The organism is Undibacterium sp. Di26W, assembly GCF_049340265.1.
In the GTDB taxonomy this organism is placed as follows: domain Bacteria; phylum Pseudomonadota; class Gammaproteobacteria; order Burkholderiales; family Burkholderiaceae_D; genus Undibacterium.
In genome coordinates this window covers 193915-209039 of the sequence record NZ_JBMPOR010000005.1, presented here as the reverse complement: position 1 = coordinate 209039, position 15125 = coordinate 193915, and the positions used below count along the sequence as shown (strand labels likewise).

Genomic DNA, 15125 nt, shown 5'->3' with positions numbered 1-15125 from the left:
CATCTTGTCATCTGAATTACTTATAAAGTCATTTCCCAAAATGATAAAATCGCGGTTCGTTTTTATATAGTTGAAAGTAGCCTTATTTTGACCAGCTCAAGCGTTAAAAAATTGATTATTGCCTCACGTGAGAGCCGTCTGGCGATGTGGCAGGCTGAACATGTGCGCGATCGCCTGATCGCACTGTACCCCGACTGGCAGGTAGAAATACTGGGAATGACGACACGCGGCGACCAGATTCTGGATAAGGCGCTGTCAAAAGTCGGTGGCAAAGGTTTGTTTGTGAAAGAACTGGAAGTCGCCATGGCCGAAGGCCGTGCTGACCTGGCCGTCCATTCGCTCAAGGATGTTCCCATGGATCTGCCGGCAGGCTTTGCCCTGGCCGCGATACTGGAACGCGAAGACCCGCGTGACGCATTTGTTTCAAATGACTATGCCGATCTGGATAGCCTGCCTGCCGGTGCGGTAGTAGGTACTAGTAGCTTGCGACGCCAGGCCCTGATTGCGGCCCGTTTCCCGCATCTGGTCATCCGTCCCTTGCGTGGCAATCTGGATACCCGTCTGCGCAAGCTGGATAGCGGCGAATACGCAGCCATCATCCTGGCAGCAGCCGGCCTCAAACGTCTGGGTTTGCCAGAAAGAATACGTGCCTGCCTGGACCCGGAACAAAGCCTGCCAGCCGCAGGCCAGGGCGCAATGGCGATAGAAATACCGGATAACCGGCCCGAGCTGCAAGCCATGCTGGCTGCCTTGAACCATCTCGAAACCGATCAGGCCGTGACTGCAGAACGTACCGTATCCAAGGCGTTTGGTGGCAGTTGCCAAATCCCGCTGGCGGCGTTTGCGACCGTCAGCCAGGGCAAGATGTTCATTCGCGGCATGGTGGCAACGCCGGACGGCAGCCGCATTGCACGTGCCGAAGCACGCGGTGATGCGGACCAGGCGCTCAGTCTGGGGCAGGAACTGGCACGCGCCCTGTCGGCACAGGATGCAGAAGGCATCCTGGCGGTATGCAAAGCCCAGATCACGGAATAATTCTTTCTGCAAAAATTTTGCAAAATATGGGCGATATGAATCACATTGATCGCATTAGCAGCAGGAATGGTAGTGATGGCAGGGACAGAAGGGCGGTGATCATTACCCGGCCCGCTGCCCAGGCAGAGGACTTTGCGCGTCGCTTGCAGGCTATGGGGCGGGATTGTGTACTGTTCCCCCTGCTGGAAATCCAGCCCTTGCCGGACGAAAGTCATTTGATCGCTGAAATCGCGCATTTGCAGGAGTATGCCTTGCTGGCCTTTGTCAGCCCGAATGCGATTGATGCTTTCTTTCGCCATGTCAGCCAGTATCCAAAAGAAATCCCGATTGCTGTCATGGGCGAGGGTAGTCGTCAGCGTCTGGCAGAATATGGCTTGAATGACCAGACGGCGACCATCATACGTCCCCGCAATCAACTCAAGACTGATTCCGAAACCTTGCTGGACGAACTGGACTGCGCCGCCTTGCAGGATAAAAAAGTCTTGATTGTCCGTGGTGAAAGCGGACGTGAATTATTGGCCGATGCTTTGCGTGCACGCGGTATCGAAGTCAGGCAACTGGCTGCTTACCGGCGGGTGGCACCGCAACTGGATGCCGGCAGGACGCAGCAATTGCGCCTCTTGCTGGAGCAGGAAAACCAGTGGGTTGTCACTAGTTCTGAGGCATTGCGCAATCTGTTGCATGATGTTGATGCACTGGGTTTGCCTGATGGCGTGGCAAAAATGCAACGGCAAGTGCTGCTGGTTCCGCACAGTCGCATTGAAGAAACCGCGAAATCCCTGGGATTTCAATTTATTACCTTAACAGCTTCTGGCGACGAACAACTGCTTGTCGCGTTACAATCTCGTCTATGAGTGAACAGCAACCAAATTCTGAAGCCGCAATGACGGCAAATCCTGTCGAGCCAGCTGCTCGCCAGCCGATAATTCCTGCCTCACAGGAAAACCCCAAGTCCATGGCCTGGGGGAATCCGGCTTATCTGGCTTCCGGCGTGTTAGCCGTGCTGCTGGCGGTTAACTGGTGGTCATCGCAAAACCAGATCGCCAGCCTGCGTGAAGAAGTCGCTCGCCGCCTGCTGAGTGCCGATACCAATAGCAGTGAAACCAAGGTGCTGGCGCGCAATGTGCAAGAAACCACCAAGGAAGTTCAATCCAAGGTGATTCTGCTGGAAGGCAAGCAATCCGAGGCACAAAGTCAGCAACTGGCACTTGAACAGCTGTATCAGGACTTGTCCAGGAACCGTGATGACTGGGCGCTGGCCGAAATTGAGCAGGTATTGGCGACCGCCAGTCAGCAATTGCAACTGGCTGGCAATGTACAGGGCGCCTTGATCGCCTTGCAAAATGCCGATGGCCGTCTGGCCAAATCGGAAAAACCGCAATTTATCTCCATCCGTCGTGCAATTGCGAAAGACATAGAAAGGCTGAAATCCCTGCCGGCATTGGATTTGCCCGGTGTGGCGCTGCGTCTGGATAGCGTGATTGCACAGATAGACCATATCCCTTTATGGGCAGATGAAAAATCCGTGGTCTCTGCGACGCCGCCGAAAGCGCCTTTGCGCGTATTGCCGAAATCCTTGCCAAAATCCTTGCCGAAATCGCTGCCGGGTACAAAAACAGTTACGCAACCGGCAGAAGAGATAGAAGAAAATACCTGGAGCATGCGCCTGCAGGATGCCTGGCAGAGTTTTTCCAGCGAGATGTGGAATGAGGTACGACAACTGATACGCGTGCGGAATGTAGAAACACCAGACGTCTTGTTGCTGAGTCCCACACAATCGTATTTTGCGCGTGAAAACCTGAAGCTGAGATTGCTGAATGCGCGTCTGGCACTATTGTCGCGCAATGAAAATATTTTCAGGAGCGACATGATCGCTGCCCAGGATGCCATTGCCAAATATTTTGATACCCGTGCCAAACAGACCCAGACCGTGCAGGCCCTGTTGCGTCAGGTGCAGGGCAGCAATCTGTCGATAGAAATGCCGACGCTGGCCGAAAGTCTGAACGCAGTACGTAACTATAAAGTGAAGCCTTAACAGTATGCGAATTTTTATCCGGCTTCTGATTTTGTTTGCGCTTGCCGTAGGTCTTGCTGTCGGTGCGCGCTACAACCCCGGTAACGTGGTTTTGTTTTATCCGCCTTACCGGATAGACCTGTCATTGAATTTTTTCCTGTTCCTGGTGCTGGTGCTGTTTGTGTTGCTGTACCTGGTGATACGGGCTATCGTCACTACCCGCAAGATGCCGCGCAAGGTCGCGCTGTATCGTCAGAACAAGCGTGAAAAAGACAGTAACAAGGCCTTGCGTGAAGCCTTGAAGGCCTTGTTCGAAGGACGTTTTGGTCATGCTGAAAAAGCTGCCATGCGTGCCACTGAATTGCCAGAAAATGCCAGCGTGGCATCGCTGATCGGTGCCCGTGCTGCCCATCACATGGGCCAGTTTGAACGGCGTGATTCCTGGTTCTCCGGTATCGAGGCAGACAATAACTTTAAAGTCGCACGTCTGGTCAGCATGACAGAATTGCTGGTGGATCAGCATCAATCCGGCAAGGCGCTGGAAGCCGTGCGGGAGTTGAATTCCAGCGGCGTGCGCCATATCCAGGTATTGCGTTGGGCATTGAAAGCCAATCAGCAAGCGCAGAAATGGCAGGAAGTATTGAAGCTGGTCCGCACACTGGACAAGCATCGCGCCTTGCACCCGGCCTTGTCGCAACGCCTGCGTGAACTGGCTTATGAAGATTTTCTGACCAACCAGGGGCATGATGCCGAATCGATACGCCGGGTATGGTTTGAAATTCCCCAGGCAGAACGCAAATCTGCCTTCGTTGCCTTCGTCGCTGCCAGTGCCTTCAATTCCCACGGTTTGTTTGATGATGCACGTGGCATTGTCGAAAAAGCCCTGAGCGAAGACTGGGATGAACGCCTGATGCGCGCCTATCGTGACGCCGCTGCTTCAGAAGGCTCCGCCGCATTGTTGTCACAAATTGAACATTGTGAAAAATGGTCAGAGCAACATCCCACCGACCCCGAACTGGCACTGACACTTGGTACACTGTGTCTGAGACAAAAATTATGGGGTAAGGCACAGCGACATATGGAACAGGCCCTGTCGGATGCAGTTGATCCGCGCACGGTGCGTGAAGCCAATCTGAAACTGGCGCAATTGCATGAGGCACTTGGCCAGGCAGAAGAGGCTGCCAGCCATTATCGTCAGTGTGCAATTGCCACCATGCTGTAGGCAAGCGCCTGCTGCTGCGATGCACAATTGTGTGTCGAAAGCCGATATAATCTCACCAGATTAATTTCTTCTATTGATACTTATACAGAAAGTGCAACATGAGCTTGAATAAAGTCCCGGCAGGTCGTGATCTGCCTAATGATTTCAACGTCATTATCGAAATCCCCATGAACGGTGATCCGGTCAAGTATGAAGTGGACAAGGAAAGTGGCGCAATCTTCGTTGATCGTTTCATGGGCACAGCCATGCATTATCCGTGCAACTATGGTTATGTTCCCCGCACTATCGCTGGTGACGGTGATCCGGTAGATGTATTGGTGATCACACCTTTCCCACTGATCCCTGGTGTGGTGGTACGTTGCCGTGCAATTGGCGTCCTGAAAATGAAGGATGAAGGCGGCGATGATGCCAAAGTACTGGCAGTTCCAGTAGACAAGATTTTGCCTATCTACACACACTGGCAACAACCGGAAGACCTGAATGATCTGCGCTTGCGTCAAATCCAACATTTCTTTGAGCATTACAAAGACCTGGAACCAGGCAAATGGGTGAAAATTGAAGGCTGGGGTAGTCCGGATGATGCCAAAGCAGAAATCATGGCTGGCGTAGAAAGCTACAACAAGTCCCATGCGTAATTTGCTTGTGGCTTAAAAAAAGGGGTGATGTCAGATCGCCCCTTTTTTTCGTCTTCAACGGTTATCTGCGACCGGTTTTTCATCGCCGCATGCAGGCGATGATCTACTGCAGCATCTGCGATTTATTCAGAAAATAACCTGCCACTGCCAGACCGGCCAGAACCACGGCAACCCAGCTCAGCCAGGAATTGGAGTGGCTGCTTTTTGCCTTATCGAAATCGATATCGCTATTGCTTCCCTGTTTCATGCGTTTGCGCTTCAGTTTTTTGTCGCGATCCAGGAATTTTTCCAGCGCCAGCGACATCTCGGCGGCACTTTCATATCGCGCAGAAGGGTCTTTTTGCATGGCTTTCATGACGATTCTGGATAAGGATTCCGGAATATTTGCGCAAATTTCAGACGGATTCTTGGGCGGCTTACTTACAATTTGTTGCAATAATTTGTCTACATCTTGCGACTGAAAAGGCTTTTGCCCGGTCAGCATCTCATACATCACTGCCCCCAGTGAGTATACATCTGTCAACGCCGTGACCTGTTTGCCGTTCGCCTGTTCCGGCGACATGTAGTTCGGTGTACCCATAATGTTGTTGTTGAACAAGGTATGTGACTGTTCCCTGGTTTCATCCAGTACACGGTTGGGGGCGCGGGCAATCCCAAAATCGACGACTTTGGGCTGCTGGCTTGGCAAGACAAAGATGTTGGCGGGCTTGATATCACGGTGTATTACGCCGTTACCATGGGCGTATTCCAGCGCATCAGCGATTTTTTGTATGATATTGGCGGTTTCTATGATGTCAAACTCCCTGCCATCAGCCAACAAATGCCGCAAATCTTTGCCCTGCAGGAACTCCATCGCAATAAAGGTGCTTCCGCCTTCGCTGGAGGCATCAAAAATCGTCACGATATTGGGATGGGACAGGCGACCGGCAGCACGCGCTTCATTGATGAACTGCTGCTCGCGCTGCTTCTTGTCAGCCGCATTATTGCCTGCGCTAAATATTTTGATGGCAACATCACGGTCAATGACGGGATCGTGTCCACGGTAGACAGCGCCATTGGATCCCATACCTATTCTTTCGCTCAGATAAAAGCGGCCCACACGCTTGGTCGGTAACGGAGCAGGGGGCAGGTTCGGTGTGGAAATGAAATTATTTTGCATGGCCACAGGATGCCCTGATCTAGGTAAAATTTCAAGTAGGGGTACCCGTACCAGACTGTGAAGATTTGTAAGGGGAATGTTCGTTGAGTTCGTTGAAATACAGCTCAACCCCGCCAGTTTCTCTTTTAAGGAAATCCGACACCGCATTCGCAAAATCCGGATGGCTCAAGTGATGGGCCGACCAGGTCCTGGTGGGTAAAAAGCCGCGTGCCATCTTGTGTTCACCCTGAGCACCGCCTTCAAAGATGCGAATTTTTTCCTGTATGCAAAATTCTATAGCTTGGTAATAGGCAGTTTCAAAATGCAGACAGGGATGATGCTCCAGACAGCCCCAATAGCGGCCATACACCGTGTCCTGGTCATGAATCAGTAGTGAAGCAGCAATTCTATTGCCTGAACGCAATGCGAAAATCAAATGGATGTGCTCAGGCATGGTTTTGCCTATACGCAAGAAAAAATCCAGGTTCAGGTATGGGGTGGAGTGATGCTCCCTGTAAGTGTGGTCATAGCAACGCTTGAAGAATAGCCAGTCTTCTTCTTGCATGGCGCTGCCCTTGATATGCTGAAACTGTATATCGGCGTCGCTGACTTTCCGGCGTTCGGCGCGGATGTTCTTGCGCTTCTTCTTGTCCAGTCCTTCCAGAAAATCTTCAAAGCAGCGGTAGTCGTGGTTTTCCCAATGAAACTGCACGCCCGTGCGTAACAGGTAACCGGCCTGGCCCAAGCGCTGCGCCTGTTCTTCCGGCAGGAACAGCAGGTGGCTGGATGAGAATTCACCGGCGCTTTGCAGTTCCTGCAGGGCTGCCACCAGGGTATCTTGCGCTTCTGGGGTATAGGCCAGCAGGCGATTGCCGGTGACCGGGGTAAATGGTATTGCCGACAGCAATTTGGGATAATAGACAAAACCATAGCGCTGATACGCTTCGGCCCAGGCCCAGTCGAAAACATACTCACCGTAGGAATGGTCTTTTTCATACAGGGGTAGGGCAGCAATCAGTTGCTCACCTTCCCACAGGGTGATAAAACGGGCTTGCCAGCCGCTTTGGGCGGATGCCGAACCCGATTCATGCAAGGCATGTAAAAATGCATAAGATAAAAACGGATTGGGATGTGATTGCGCGGCAATCAGCGTATCCCATTGAAACTGCGCTATGTCAGACAGTGAAGTAATGATGCGCATGCGATAATGCGGTGCAATAGATTCAAATTTCATTTTCGATTTAAAACAGATTTGCCACTATGACAGTAAAAGTTGCCATTGCCCAGATGAATAGTGTTGTCGGTGATCTTGCCGGTAATGCTGCACAGATTGTAGAGTATGCCCGTCGCGCTGCAGAGCAGGGGGCAGACATACTTGTGACGCCAGAATTATCCCTGGTCGGTTATCCGCCTGAAGATTTGTTGCTGCGGCAGGCGTTTTACCTTGAAACTGCACAAGCAATGACAGCGCTTGGCAAGCAGCTTACGCTATTTCCGGGACTTGCTGTTTTGGTAGGGCATCCGGCGGAATCAGATGGCAGGCGGTATAATGCAGTTTCCGTGCTGCAAGATGGTGTCGTAAAAGCGGTTTATTTCAAGCGCGATTTGCCGAATGACATGGTGTTTGATGAAAAACGCTATTTTTCATCCTCGCTTCAGGCTTGTGTATTTGAGGTAAAAGGCATCTGCTTTGGCATCAATATCTGTGAAGATACCTGGTTGCCTGATGCACCTGCCCTGGCCAGACAGGCTGGCGCGCAAGTCTTGCTGGTGCCTAATGGTTCCCCCTATCACGTGGGCAAGCAGCATCAGCGTTACGACGTGATGCGCAGCAATGTGACTTCGCAAGGCCTGTCACTGGTGTATGCAAACCTGGTGGGCGGGCAGGACGAACTGATTTTTGACGGCAATTCTTTTGTCATGAATGCGCAAGGCCAGGTATGCGCGCAACTGAAACATTGCCAAGCTGATTTGCAGGTAATTGAATTTGATGGTGCCCTGCCTCAGCCTTTGCCTCTCATGGCCCGTATTGAACCCGCTTTGTCACTCGAAGCTGAGGTCTATCAGGCGCTGGTGATGGGGGTACGTGATTATGTAGGCAAGAATGGCTTCCCCAGCGTCTTGCTGGGTTTGTCGGGTGGTGTGGATTCGGCCCTGGTGCTGGCGATTGCCGTGGATGCGCTGGGGGCGGACAAGGTCAGGGCCATCATGATGCCGTCACCTTATACGGCAGATATCTCGTGGATAGATTCGCGCGACATGGTGGCACGCACAGGTGTGCGTTATGATGAGATTGCCATCAGTGATTGTTTTGATGCCTTCCGCTCTACGCTCAGTCAGGAATTTGCCGGACTGAAAGAAGATACGACAGAAGAAAATATTCAGGCCAGGATACGCGGCACCTTGTTGATGGCTTTGTCGAACAAATATGGCTCCATCGTTTTGACGACGGGTAACAAGAGTGAAATGGCGGTTGGCTACTGCACTTTGTATGGTGATATGGCGGGTGGTTTTGCGGTCATCAAGGACATTGCCAAAACTCTGGTATATCGCCTGTGTGCTTATCGCAATACCCTGTCAGCCGTGATACCCGAAAGGATATTGACCAGGGCACCGTCAGCTGAATTGCGACCCGATCAAAAGGATCAGGATTCCCTGCCGCCGTATGACATCCTGGATGGCATCATGGCTATGTATATGGAAGAAAACAAGGCACGTGCAGAGATCGTTGCAGCCGGATACAAGACAGAAGATGTGGAGCGCATCACGCGCCTGATCAAGATTAATGAATACAAGCGGCGTCAAGCGCCCATAGGTATCAGGATTACCCATCGCGCCTTTGGGCGTGACTGGCGTTATCCTATTACTTCGAAGTTCAGAGACTAGTGGACTGTAACAGTTGAAACAGAAGTGAAAGGTGCTTGCCCGGCGATCAGGGCAAGGCGCAAAGCACAGCGATAGTGAACTATCGCGAGCATTTGCAACGCAGCCATGGCCGTCGCGCAAGCGGAAGGCACTCTGTTTTCAATTGTTACAGTCCACTAATGGATTGCAACTTTGAAACAGAAATGAAAGGCGCTAACCCGGCGATCAGGGCCGCGTGCTACCTGCTGTATGCTGGTTCAACTGTTAAGCTCACGATAAATTAATTCGTATTAACTAAGGAGAGGGAAATGAAACAGATTACCGCTATTATCAAACCGTTCAAACTGGACGAAGTACGTGAAGCCCTGGCTGACGTTGGCGTCACAGGACTGACCGTGGTTGAGGTAAAAGGTTTTGGTCGTCAAAAGGGACATACAGAACTGTATCGTGGCGCAGAATACGTCGTCGATTTTCTGCCCAAGATCAAGGTAGAAGTCGTCGTCGATGATAATATTGCAGACAATGTTGTAGACGCGATTATCAAGGCAGCCCACACTGGCAAGATTGGTGACGGCAAAATTTTTGTACAAAATGTTGAGCAAGTGATACGAATTCGTACTGGCGAGACGGGATCTGATGCGGTTTAATATGAAGACGTTGAATACAGTAAAGCGGTTGATAAAACTTGGATTTGCAGGTTTTTCAAAAGCAAGGGCAAAAGCAGGCGTGGCACTGGTGCTGACGGTGATGGCGCATGCCCATGCCGAAACCGGTGTCACAGACAAGAAGATTTTATTGGGACAGTCTGCCGCGTTTTCCGGGCCGGCGGCACAACTTGGCATACAGTTGAACTTGGGTGCAAGGGTTTATTTTGATCAGGTCAATGCGGCGGGCGGTGTGTATGGTCGCAAGATTGAAATCATCCAGAAGGATGATAAATATGAGGCGGACCTCGCTGCTGCCAATACCAAGGCCTTGATTGAAAACGACGGCGTATTCGCCTTGTTTGGTTATGTAGGTACACCAACCAGCAATGCTGCCTTGCCGATTTTTTCACAAGCAAAAGTCCCTTTCTTTGCCCCTTTCACTGGCGCGCAATCCTTGCGGGAACCGTTCAACCGGCAAATCTTCCACATCCGGGCAAGTTATTATGATGAGACTGAATATCTGGTAGACCGTCTCGCCAACCTGGGTACAAAAAGTATCGCTGTCTTTTATCAGAATGATGCTTATGGCAAAGCAGGTCTTGCCGGTGTTGAACTGGCAATGAAGAAAAGAAATTTGCGCGTTGTCGAGCTGGCGACTGTGGAAAGAAACAGCACTGATGTGGCCGCCGCAGTTGCCAAGTTATTGCCCAATCGCCCTGATGCCATCATACAAATCAGTACCTACGCAGCCAGCAGTGCGTTGATCAAGGAAATGCACAAGGCGTCGTACACCGGCATGTTCTACAATGTGTCCTTCGTGGGTAGCCAGGCACTGGCTGATGCGCTGGATAAGGATGGTGTAGGGGTGGTGATTTCCCAGGTGACGCCATTCCCATGGTCGGGATCGATCCCGCTGGTGGGCGAATACACCAAAAGCCTGGACAAGGCAGGTGTCAAAACTCTGAACTTCTCCAGCTTTGAAGGCTATATCGCAGCCAAGGTGTTTGTCGAAGGCTTGAAACGCGCCGGGCCTGCACTGACGAGGGAAAAACTGCTGTCTGCGCTGGAAACGATCAATCGCTCCAGCTACGATACGGGCGGCTTTGATGTCAGCTTCTCATCTTCCAATCATAATGGTTCAAAGTATGTTGATATGACCGTTATTACGAAAGACAAGAAGTTCCACAATTGAGTTGAGCAAATCATAGACATTGAGCCCGGTTCCGAGCTCAATGTCTGCTGTCACTTTCAGGCTTTCAGTAACACGATCAGGGCACCAGAACCACCATCTGCAGCAGTCGCCTGGCTAAACGCCAATACTTCATCTTTCTGTATCAGCCAGTTCCTGACTTTTTGCTTGAGTACGGGTTCTTTATTGATTGATCCTAAACCCTTGCCATGAATGATGCGTACGCAGCGTGTGCCATTGCGCATGCACTTGCGCAAGAATTCTCCCAGGCTATCCCTGGCCTCGTCGCGGCGCAGGCCGTGCAGATCCAGTTGGGCCTGTATCGCCCAGTGACCTTTCCTGAGCTTCCTGACGACATCCTGGCCGACCCCGGCACGGGTATAGCTGAGATTTTCATCGGTTTCCAGCAGGGAATCGGCATCGAATTCATCCGACAGCGATTCCTGCAATGCTGCCTGCTCATCTGCCAGGTGCTGGAAGGGCAGGGGGGCGATGCGAGTGGGTATCGGGCTGTGTTTCGCAGCAATTTTCAAAGGTGCTATTGTGCCCACGCTGGAACGGAAAATGTTTGCCTCTTCTTTGGCTTTCTTTTCCTGTTCCAGGCGTATTGCGTCTGCACGTTGCCGGCTTTCTTCTTGCTGCTTTAATTGCTGACTGAGTGACTTCAGATCAGCAAGGCTTTTAAAAGACGACATCTGATACTTTCCTGACCTGGCTGGTCTTATTCTTCCAAAAAGCGCTGCGCATCCAGCGCTGCCATGCAACCGGTGCCGGCACTGGTGATGGCCTGGCGATACACATGATCCTGCACATCACCTGCCGCAAACACGCCAGGCACATTGGTGGCGGTTGCCATGCCTTCAGTGCCGGTACGGGTCTTGATGTAGCCGTTATGCATTTCCAACTGGCCTTCAAAAATACTGGTGTTGGGCTTGTGACCAATCGCGATAAAAACACCGTGCACAGTAATGGGTGTCACCGTGTCATCGGCTGCCTTGACCTTGATACCGGTCACGCCAGATTCATCTCCAACCACTTCATCCAGTGTGTGGTTCCATTTGACTTCGATCTTGCCTTCGGCCACTTTGGCCATCAAACGGTCGATCAGGATGGCTTCGGCACGGAACTTGTCGCGACGATGAATCACCGTCACCTTGCTGGCGATGTTCGACAGGTACAGGGCTTCTTCCACCGCCGTATTGCCACCACCAACGACGGCTACTTCTTTGCCGCGATAGAAAAAGCCATCACAGGTAGCGCAGGCAGATACACCCTTGCCCATGAAGGCTTGCTCAGAAGGCAGACCCAGGTATTGGGCAGATGCGCCGGTAGCGATGATCAATGAATCACAGGTGTATTGGGCCTGGTCACCGATCAGACGTATCGGTTTTTCATCCAGCTTGGCAGTGTGGATGTAATCAAAAATGATTTCAGTATTGAAGCGTTCTGCATGTTGCAGAAAACGCTGCATCAGTTCCGGGCCTTGCACGCCCATGGGGTCGGCAGGCCAGTTTTCCACGTCCGTGGTGGTCATCAGTTGGCCGCCTTGCTCGACCCCGGTGATCAGTACCGGGTTCAGGTTGGCACGGGCTGCATACACGGCAGCAGAATAGCCTGCGGGGCCAGAGCCAAGAATTAATACATGAGCGTGCTTTGGTACGATTGCTGGTGTGGACATGGCAGACCTGATAAAAAGTTAACCGAAAGGTAGATGATTAGATGTTTAATATGCTGGTGAGATGGCGATTTTCAGGCTAATTTCAAGTATTTTTGCCTATTTTGCATCGCTATTCTGTGATAAGTGTAAATTATAGACTATCCATGACAGGGTCGTCAGGCAGCATAGGGAGATGGCGTAGTTCAGGAGGGACAACTTTGTTTCAATTGTTACAGCCGACTTGTTTGGCGCAGACAGGCTATCATGCTATCTTGTCAGCTTTCGATAGCTGTCTGGATGAGGTTTTTCCCGTTTTATGACTACAAGTAACGAAGCTTATACGCGAAGCAGTAAAACCGCAGCACCTGCAGCACCACCCAACCGCTTTGTCGTGTTGCTGATGGAAGCCAGGTGGATTGCGCTGGCTGCGTTTTGCGTGTGCCTGGTGCTGATACTGGCCACCTATTCAACCCGTGATCCTGGCTGGTCCAGGTCCGTCGACATCCCCAAGGTACACAATATCGCCGGCAAGTTTGGTGCATGGCTGTCTGACGTGCTGTTTTATGTATTTGGTGTCTCTGCATGGTGGTGGTGTGTTGGTGCTTGCCGCCAGGTCTGGAAGTCGTACCACAAGCTGTCGCAAAGAGTGAAGCTTAACCCGGAACCTGAACCGGAAATCGGTTTCCCTGAAATCCTGACCGAAGCTATCGGCTTTGCCTTGCTGCTGGCTGGCAGCATGGGGCTGGAATTTCTGCGCATGCACAGCCTGAAAGTTGCCTTGCCGCTGGCACCCGGTGGAGTGCTGGGTGAGCTGATAGGCAATGCCGCCTTTGCCGTCATAGGCTTTACCGGGGCGACCCTGTTGCTGCTGTTGATGATTGCGCTGGGTATCAGCCTGTATTTCCATGTGTCGTGGCTGACAATTGCCGAACGCATAGGCAGCGGCATCGAGTTTGCGTTTGTCTTTGTGCAAAGCAAACATGCGGATGCAGAAGACCGTCGCGTCGGTCAGACTGCCGCAGTCAAGCGTGAAGAAGTCGTGGTGCAAGAACGGGCCAAGATCGTTGAAGCACAACCGATACGCATAGAACCGCAAGTGGTGGCCGTGCAGCGTTCCGAACGGGTAGAAAAAGAAAAGCAGGTATCCCTGTTCAATGAGCTGCCAGATACCAATCTGCCACCTTTGTCCTTGCTGGATGAACCACCACCGGTGCAGGAAACCGTCAGCGTGCAGACGCTGGAATTTACCAGTCGCTTGATAGAGAAAAAACTCTCCGATTTTGGCGTCGATGCCAAGGTGGTGGCCGCCTACCCTGGCCCTGTGGTTACCCGCTATGAAATTGAACCGGCAACCGGCGTCAAGGGCAGTCAGATCGTCAATCTGGCACGTGACCTGGCGCGTTCCCTGTCGCTGACATCGATACGGGTGGTCGAAACCATACCCGGCAAGAATTTCATGGGCCTGGAATTGCCCAACCCCAAACGCCAGATCGTGCGCCTGACAGAAATCCTGGGTTCCAAAGTGTACAACGACAGTTCGTCCAGCCTGACTGTAGCGTTGGGCAAGGATATTGGCGGCCACCCCATCTGCGCCGACCTGGCCAAGATGCCGCATTTGCTGGTGGCGGGTACGACTGGTTCCGGTAAATCGGTGGGTATCAATGCCACCATCCTGTCGCTGTTATACAAGTCAGATCCAAATGATGTGCGCATGATTTTGATCGATCCAAAAATGCTGGAAATGTCGGTGTACGAAGGCATACCGCATTTGCTGGCACCAGTGGTGACCGACATGCGCCAGGCCGGCCACGCCCTGAACTGGGCGGTGGGCGAGATGGAACGCCGCTACAAGCTGATGTCAAAACTGGGTGTGCGTAACCTGGCTGGCTATAACACCAAGATTGCGGAAGCCGCGCGCAAGGAAGTGCATATCCCCAATCCCTTCAGCCTGACGCCCGATGCGCCAGAACCATTGGAAAAACTGCCTACCATCGTCATCATCATCGATGAATTGGCAGACCTGATGATGGTGGTTGGCAAGAAGGTGGAAGAACTGATTGCCCGTATTGCACAAAAAGCCCGCGCAGCCGGTCTGCATCTGATCCTGGCAACACAAAGGCCATCGGTGGACGTGATTACCGGCCTGATCAAGGCGAATATTCCTACCCGTATCGCCTTCCAGGTCAGCAGCAAGATCGATTCGCGCACGATTCTTGACCAGATGGGGGCCGAAGCCCTGCTTGGTATGGGTGACATGTTGTACATGCCACCAGGCACGGGCTTGCCTATTCGTGTGCATGGTGCCTTTGTGTCAGATGAAGAAGTACATCGCGTGGTTGAATATTTAAAATCCCAGGGCGAGCCGAATTACATCGAAGGCATACTCGAAGGCGGTACGCTGGAAGAGGGCGGTGAAGTGGGCGGCGAAAGTGCCGGTGCTGGCGGTGGTGAAGCCGATGCCCTGTATGATCAGGCGGTAGCTATAGTACTCAAGAACCGCCGTGCCTCCATTTCGCTGGTGCAAAGACATTTACGTATCGGTTACAATCGCGCCGCCCGTTTGCTGGAACAAATGGAACAAAGTGGTGTCGTATCTACCATGCAGTCTAACGGTAACCGCGAAATTCTGGTTCCGGCCGGGAATATAGAATAAGCACAGAATAAGCACAGAATAAGCACAGAATAAAACAGCATGGTAACGGCATAGCAGAATAGGATATTCA

At 51.9% G+C, this 15125-nt stretch carries 13 protein-coding genes; 9 read left to right on the top strand and 4 right to left on the bottom strand.

Going from position 1 to position 15125, the window contains the following annotated elements; genetic code table 11:
• Positions 1-111 precede the first annotated feature (111 nt).
• From hemC to ppa, 5 genes are all read left to right on the top strand, one after another.
• Positions 112-1035, top strand: a complete 924-nt coding sequence (hemC, locus tag ACO0LM_RS08780; RefSeq protein ID WP_423036195.1) for a hydroxymethylbilane synthase — start codon at positions 112-114, stop codon at positions 1033-1035.
• Between the two features lie 35 nt (positions 1036-1070).
• Positions 1071-1889, top strand: coding sequence for a uroporphyrinogen-III synthase (locus ACO0LM_RS08775; protein ID WP_423036193.1), 819 nt, complete (start codon positions 1071-1073; stop codon positions 1887-1889).
• 29 nt (positions 1890-1918) lie between these two features.
• Positions 1919-3070, top strand: coding sequence for a uroporphyrinogen-III C-methyltransferase (locus tag ACO0LM_RS08770; RefSeq protein WP_423036192.1), 1152 nt, complete (start codon positions 1919-1921; stop codon positions 3068-3070).
• Between the two features lie 4 nt (positions 3071-3074).
• Positions 3075-4271 carry a heme biosynthesis HemY N-terminal domain-containing protein gene (locus tag ACO0LM_RS08765; protein WP_423036191.1) on the top strand — a complete coding sequence of 399 codons (1197 nt, stop codon included), beginning with the start codon at positions 3075-3077 and terminating at the stop codon, positions 4269-4271.
• A gap of 98 nt (positions 4272-4369) precedes the next feature.
• The gene (gene ppa, locus ACO0LM_RS08760; protein WP_423036189.1) at positions 4370-4906 is read left to right on the top strand and encodes an inorganic diphosphatase; all 537 of its coding nucleotides are present in this window, start codon (positions 4370-4372) and stop codon (positions 4904-4906) included.
• 103 nt (positions 4907-5009) lie between these two features.
• On the opposite strand, the gene ACO0LM_RS08755 is transcribed toward ppa, so the two are convergent.
• Together ACO0LM_RS08755 and ACO0LM_RS08750 are read right to left on the bottom strand one after the other, a co-directional pair.
• Positions 5010-6065: a serine/threonine protein kinase gene (locus tag ACO0LM_RS08755; RefSeq protein ID WP_423036187.1), complete on the bottom strand. Its 1056-nt coding sequence runs from the start codon at positions 6063-6065 to the stop codon at positions 5010-5012.
• A gap of 31 nt (positions 6066-6096) precedes the next feature.
• Positions 6097-7278, bottom strand: a complete 1182-nt coding sequence (locus ACO0LM_RS08750; RefSeq protein ID WP_423036185.1) for a GNAT family N-acetyltransferase — start codon at positions 7276-7278, stop codon at positions 6097-6099.
• Between the two features lie 26 nt (positions 7279-7304).
• Between ACO0LM_RS08750 and ACO0LM_RS08745 the strand changes: the two genes are divergently transcribed.
• The 3 genes from ACO0LM_RS08745 to ACO0LM_RS08735 all read left to right on the top strand — a co-directional run bounded on the left by ACO0LM_RS08745 (position 7305) and on the right by ACO0LM_RS08735 (position 10748).
• Complete coding sequence (locus ACO0LM_RS08745; RefSeq protein WP_423036183.1) at positions 7305-8930, top strand: NAD+ synthase; 1626 nt, start codon at positions 7305-7307, stop codon at positions 8928-8930.
• Between the two features lie 287 nt (positions 8931-9217).
• Positions 9218-9556, top strand: a complete 339-nt coding sequence (locus ACO0LM_RS08740; RefSeq protein WP_186946701.1) for a P-II family nitrogen regulator — start codon at positions 9218-9220, stop codon at positions 9554-9556.
• Between the two features lie 100 nt (positions 9557-9656).
• Positions 9657-10748: an ABC transporter substrate-binding protein gene (locus ACO0LM_RS08735; protein WP_423036366.1), complete on the top strand. Its 1092-nt coding sequence runs from the start codon at positions 9657-9659 to the stop codon at positions 10746-10748.
• Between the two features lie 56 nt (positions 10749-10804).
• Here the strand turns inward: ACO0LM_RS08735 and ACO0LM_RS08730 are convergent, their stop codons facing one another.
• Positions 10805-11440: a Smr/MutS family protein gene (locus ACO0LM_RS08730; RefSeq protein ID WP_423036181.1), complete on the bottom strand. Its 636-nt coding sequence runs from the start codon at positions 11438-11440 to the stop codon at positions 10805-10807.
• Between the two features lie 26 nt (positions 11441-11466).
• Complete coding sequence (trxB, locus tag ACO0LM_RS08725) at positions 11467-12423, bottom strand: thioredoxin-disulfide reductase (protein ID WP_423036179.1); 957 nt, start codon at positions 12421-12423, stop codon at positions 11467-11469.
• A gap of 295 nt (positions 12424-12718) precedes the next feature.
• Here trxB and ACO0LM_RS08720 point away from each other — a divergent pair, with 295 nt between their 5' ends.
• On the top strand, positions 12719-15055 hold the full coding sequence (locus tag ACO0LM_RS08720) for a DNA translocase FtsK (protein WP_423036177.1): 2337 nt from the start codon (positions 12719-12721) through the stop codon (positions 15053-15055).
• The last annotated feature ends 70 nt before the right edge of the window (positions 15056-15125 follow it).

Bases quoted from the DNA above. Each gene is read 5' to 3' on its own strand.
- ACO0LM_RS08775 (WP_423036193.1), top strand. From the start codon at position 1,071: ATGAATCACATTGATCGCATTAGCAGCAGGAATGGTAGTGATGGCAGG.
- ACO0LM_RS08770 (WP_423036192.1), top strand. From the start codon at position 1,919: ATGACGGCAAATCCTGTCGAGCCAGCTGCTCGCCAGCCGATAATTCCT.
- ACO0LM_RS08765 (WP_423036191.1), top strand. From the start codon at position 3,075: ATGCGAATTTTTATCCGGCTTCTGATTTTGTTTGCGCTTGCCGTAGGT.
- ppa (WP_423036189.1), top strand. From the start codon at position 4,370: ATGAGCTTGAATAAAGTCCCGGCAGGTCGTGATCTGCCTAATGATTTC.
- ACO0LM_RS08755 (WP_423036187.1), bottom strand. From the start codon at position 6,065: ATGCAAAATAATTTCATTTCCACACCGAACCTGCCCCCTGCTCCGTTA.
- ACO0LM_RS08750 (WP_423036185.1), bottom strand. From the start codon at position 7,278: ATGAAATTTGAATCTATTGCACCGCATTATCGCATGCGCATCATTACT.
- ACO0LM_RS08745 (WP_423036183.1), top strand. From the start codon at position 7,305: ATGACAGTAAAAGTTGCCATTGCCCAGATGAATAGTGTTGTCGGTGAT.
- ACO0LM_RS08740 (WP_186946701.1), top strand. From the start codon at position 9,218: ATGAAACAGATTACCGCTATTATCAAACCGTTCAAACTGGACGAAGTA.
- ACO0LM_RS08735 (WP_423036366.1), top strand. From the start codon at position 9,657: ATGGCGCATGCCCATGCCGAAACCGGTGTCACAGACAAGAAGATTTTA.
- ACO0LM_RS08730 (WP_423036181.1), bottom strand. From the start codon at position 11,440: ATGTCGTCTTTTAAAAGCCTTGCTGATCTGAAGTCACTCAGTCAGCAA.
- trxB (WP_423036179.1), bottom strand. From the start codon at position 12,423: ATGTCCACACCAGCAATCGTACCAAAGCACGCTCATGTATTAATTCTT.
- ACO0LM_RS08720 (WP_423036177.1), top strand. From the start codon at position 12,719: ATGACTACAAGTAACGAAGCTTATACGCGAAGCAGTAAAACCGCAGCA.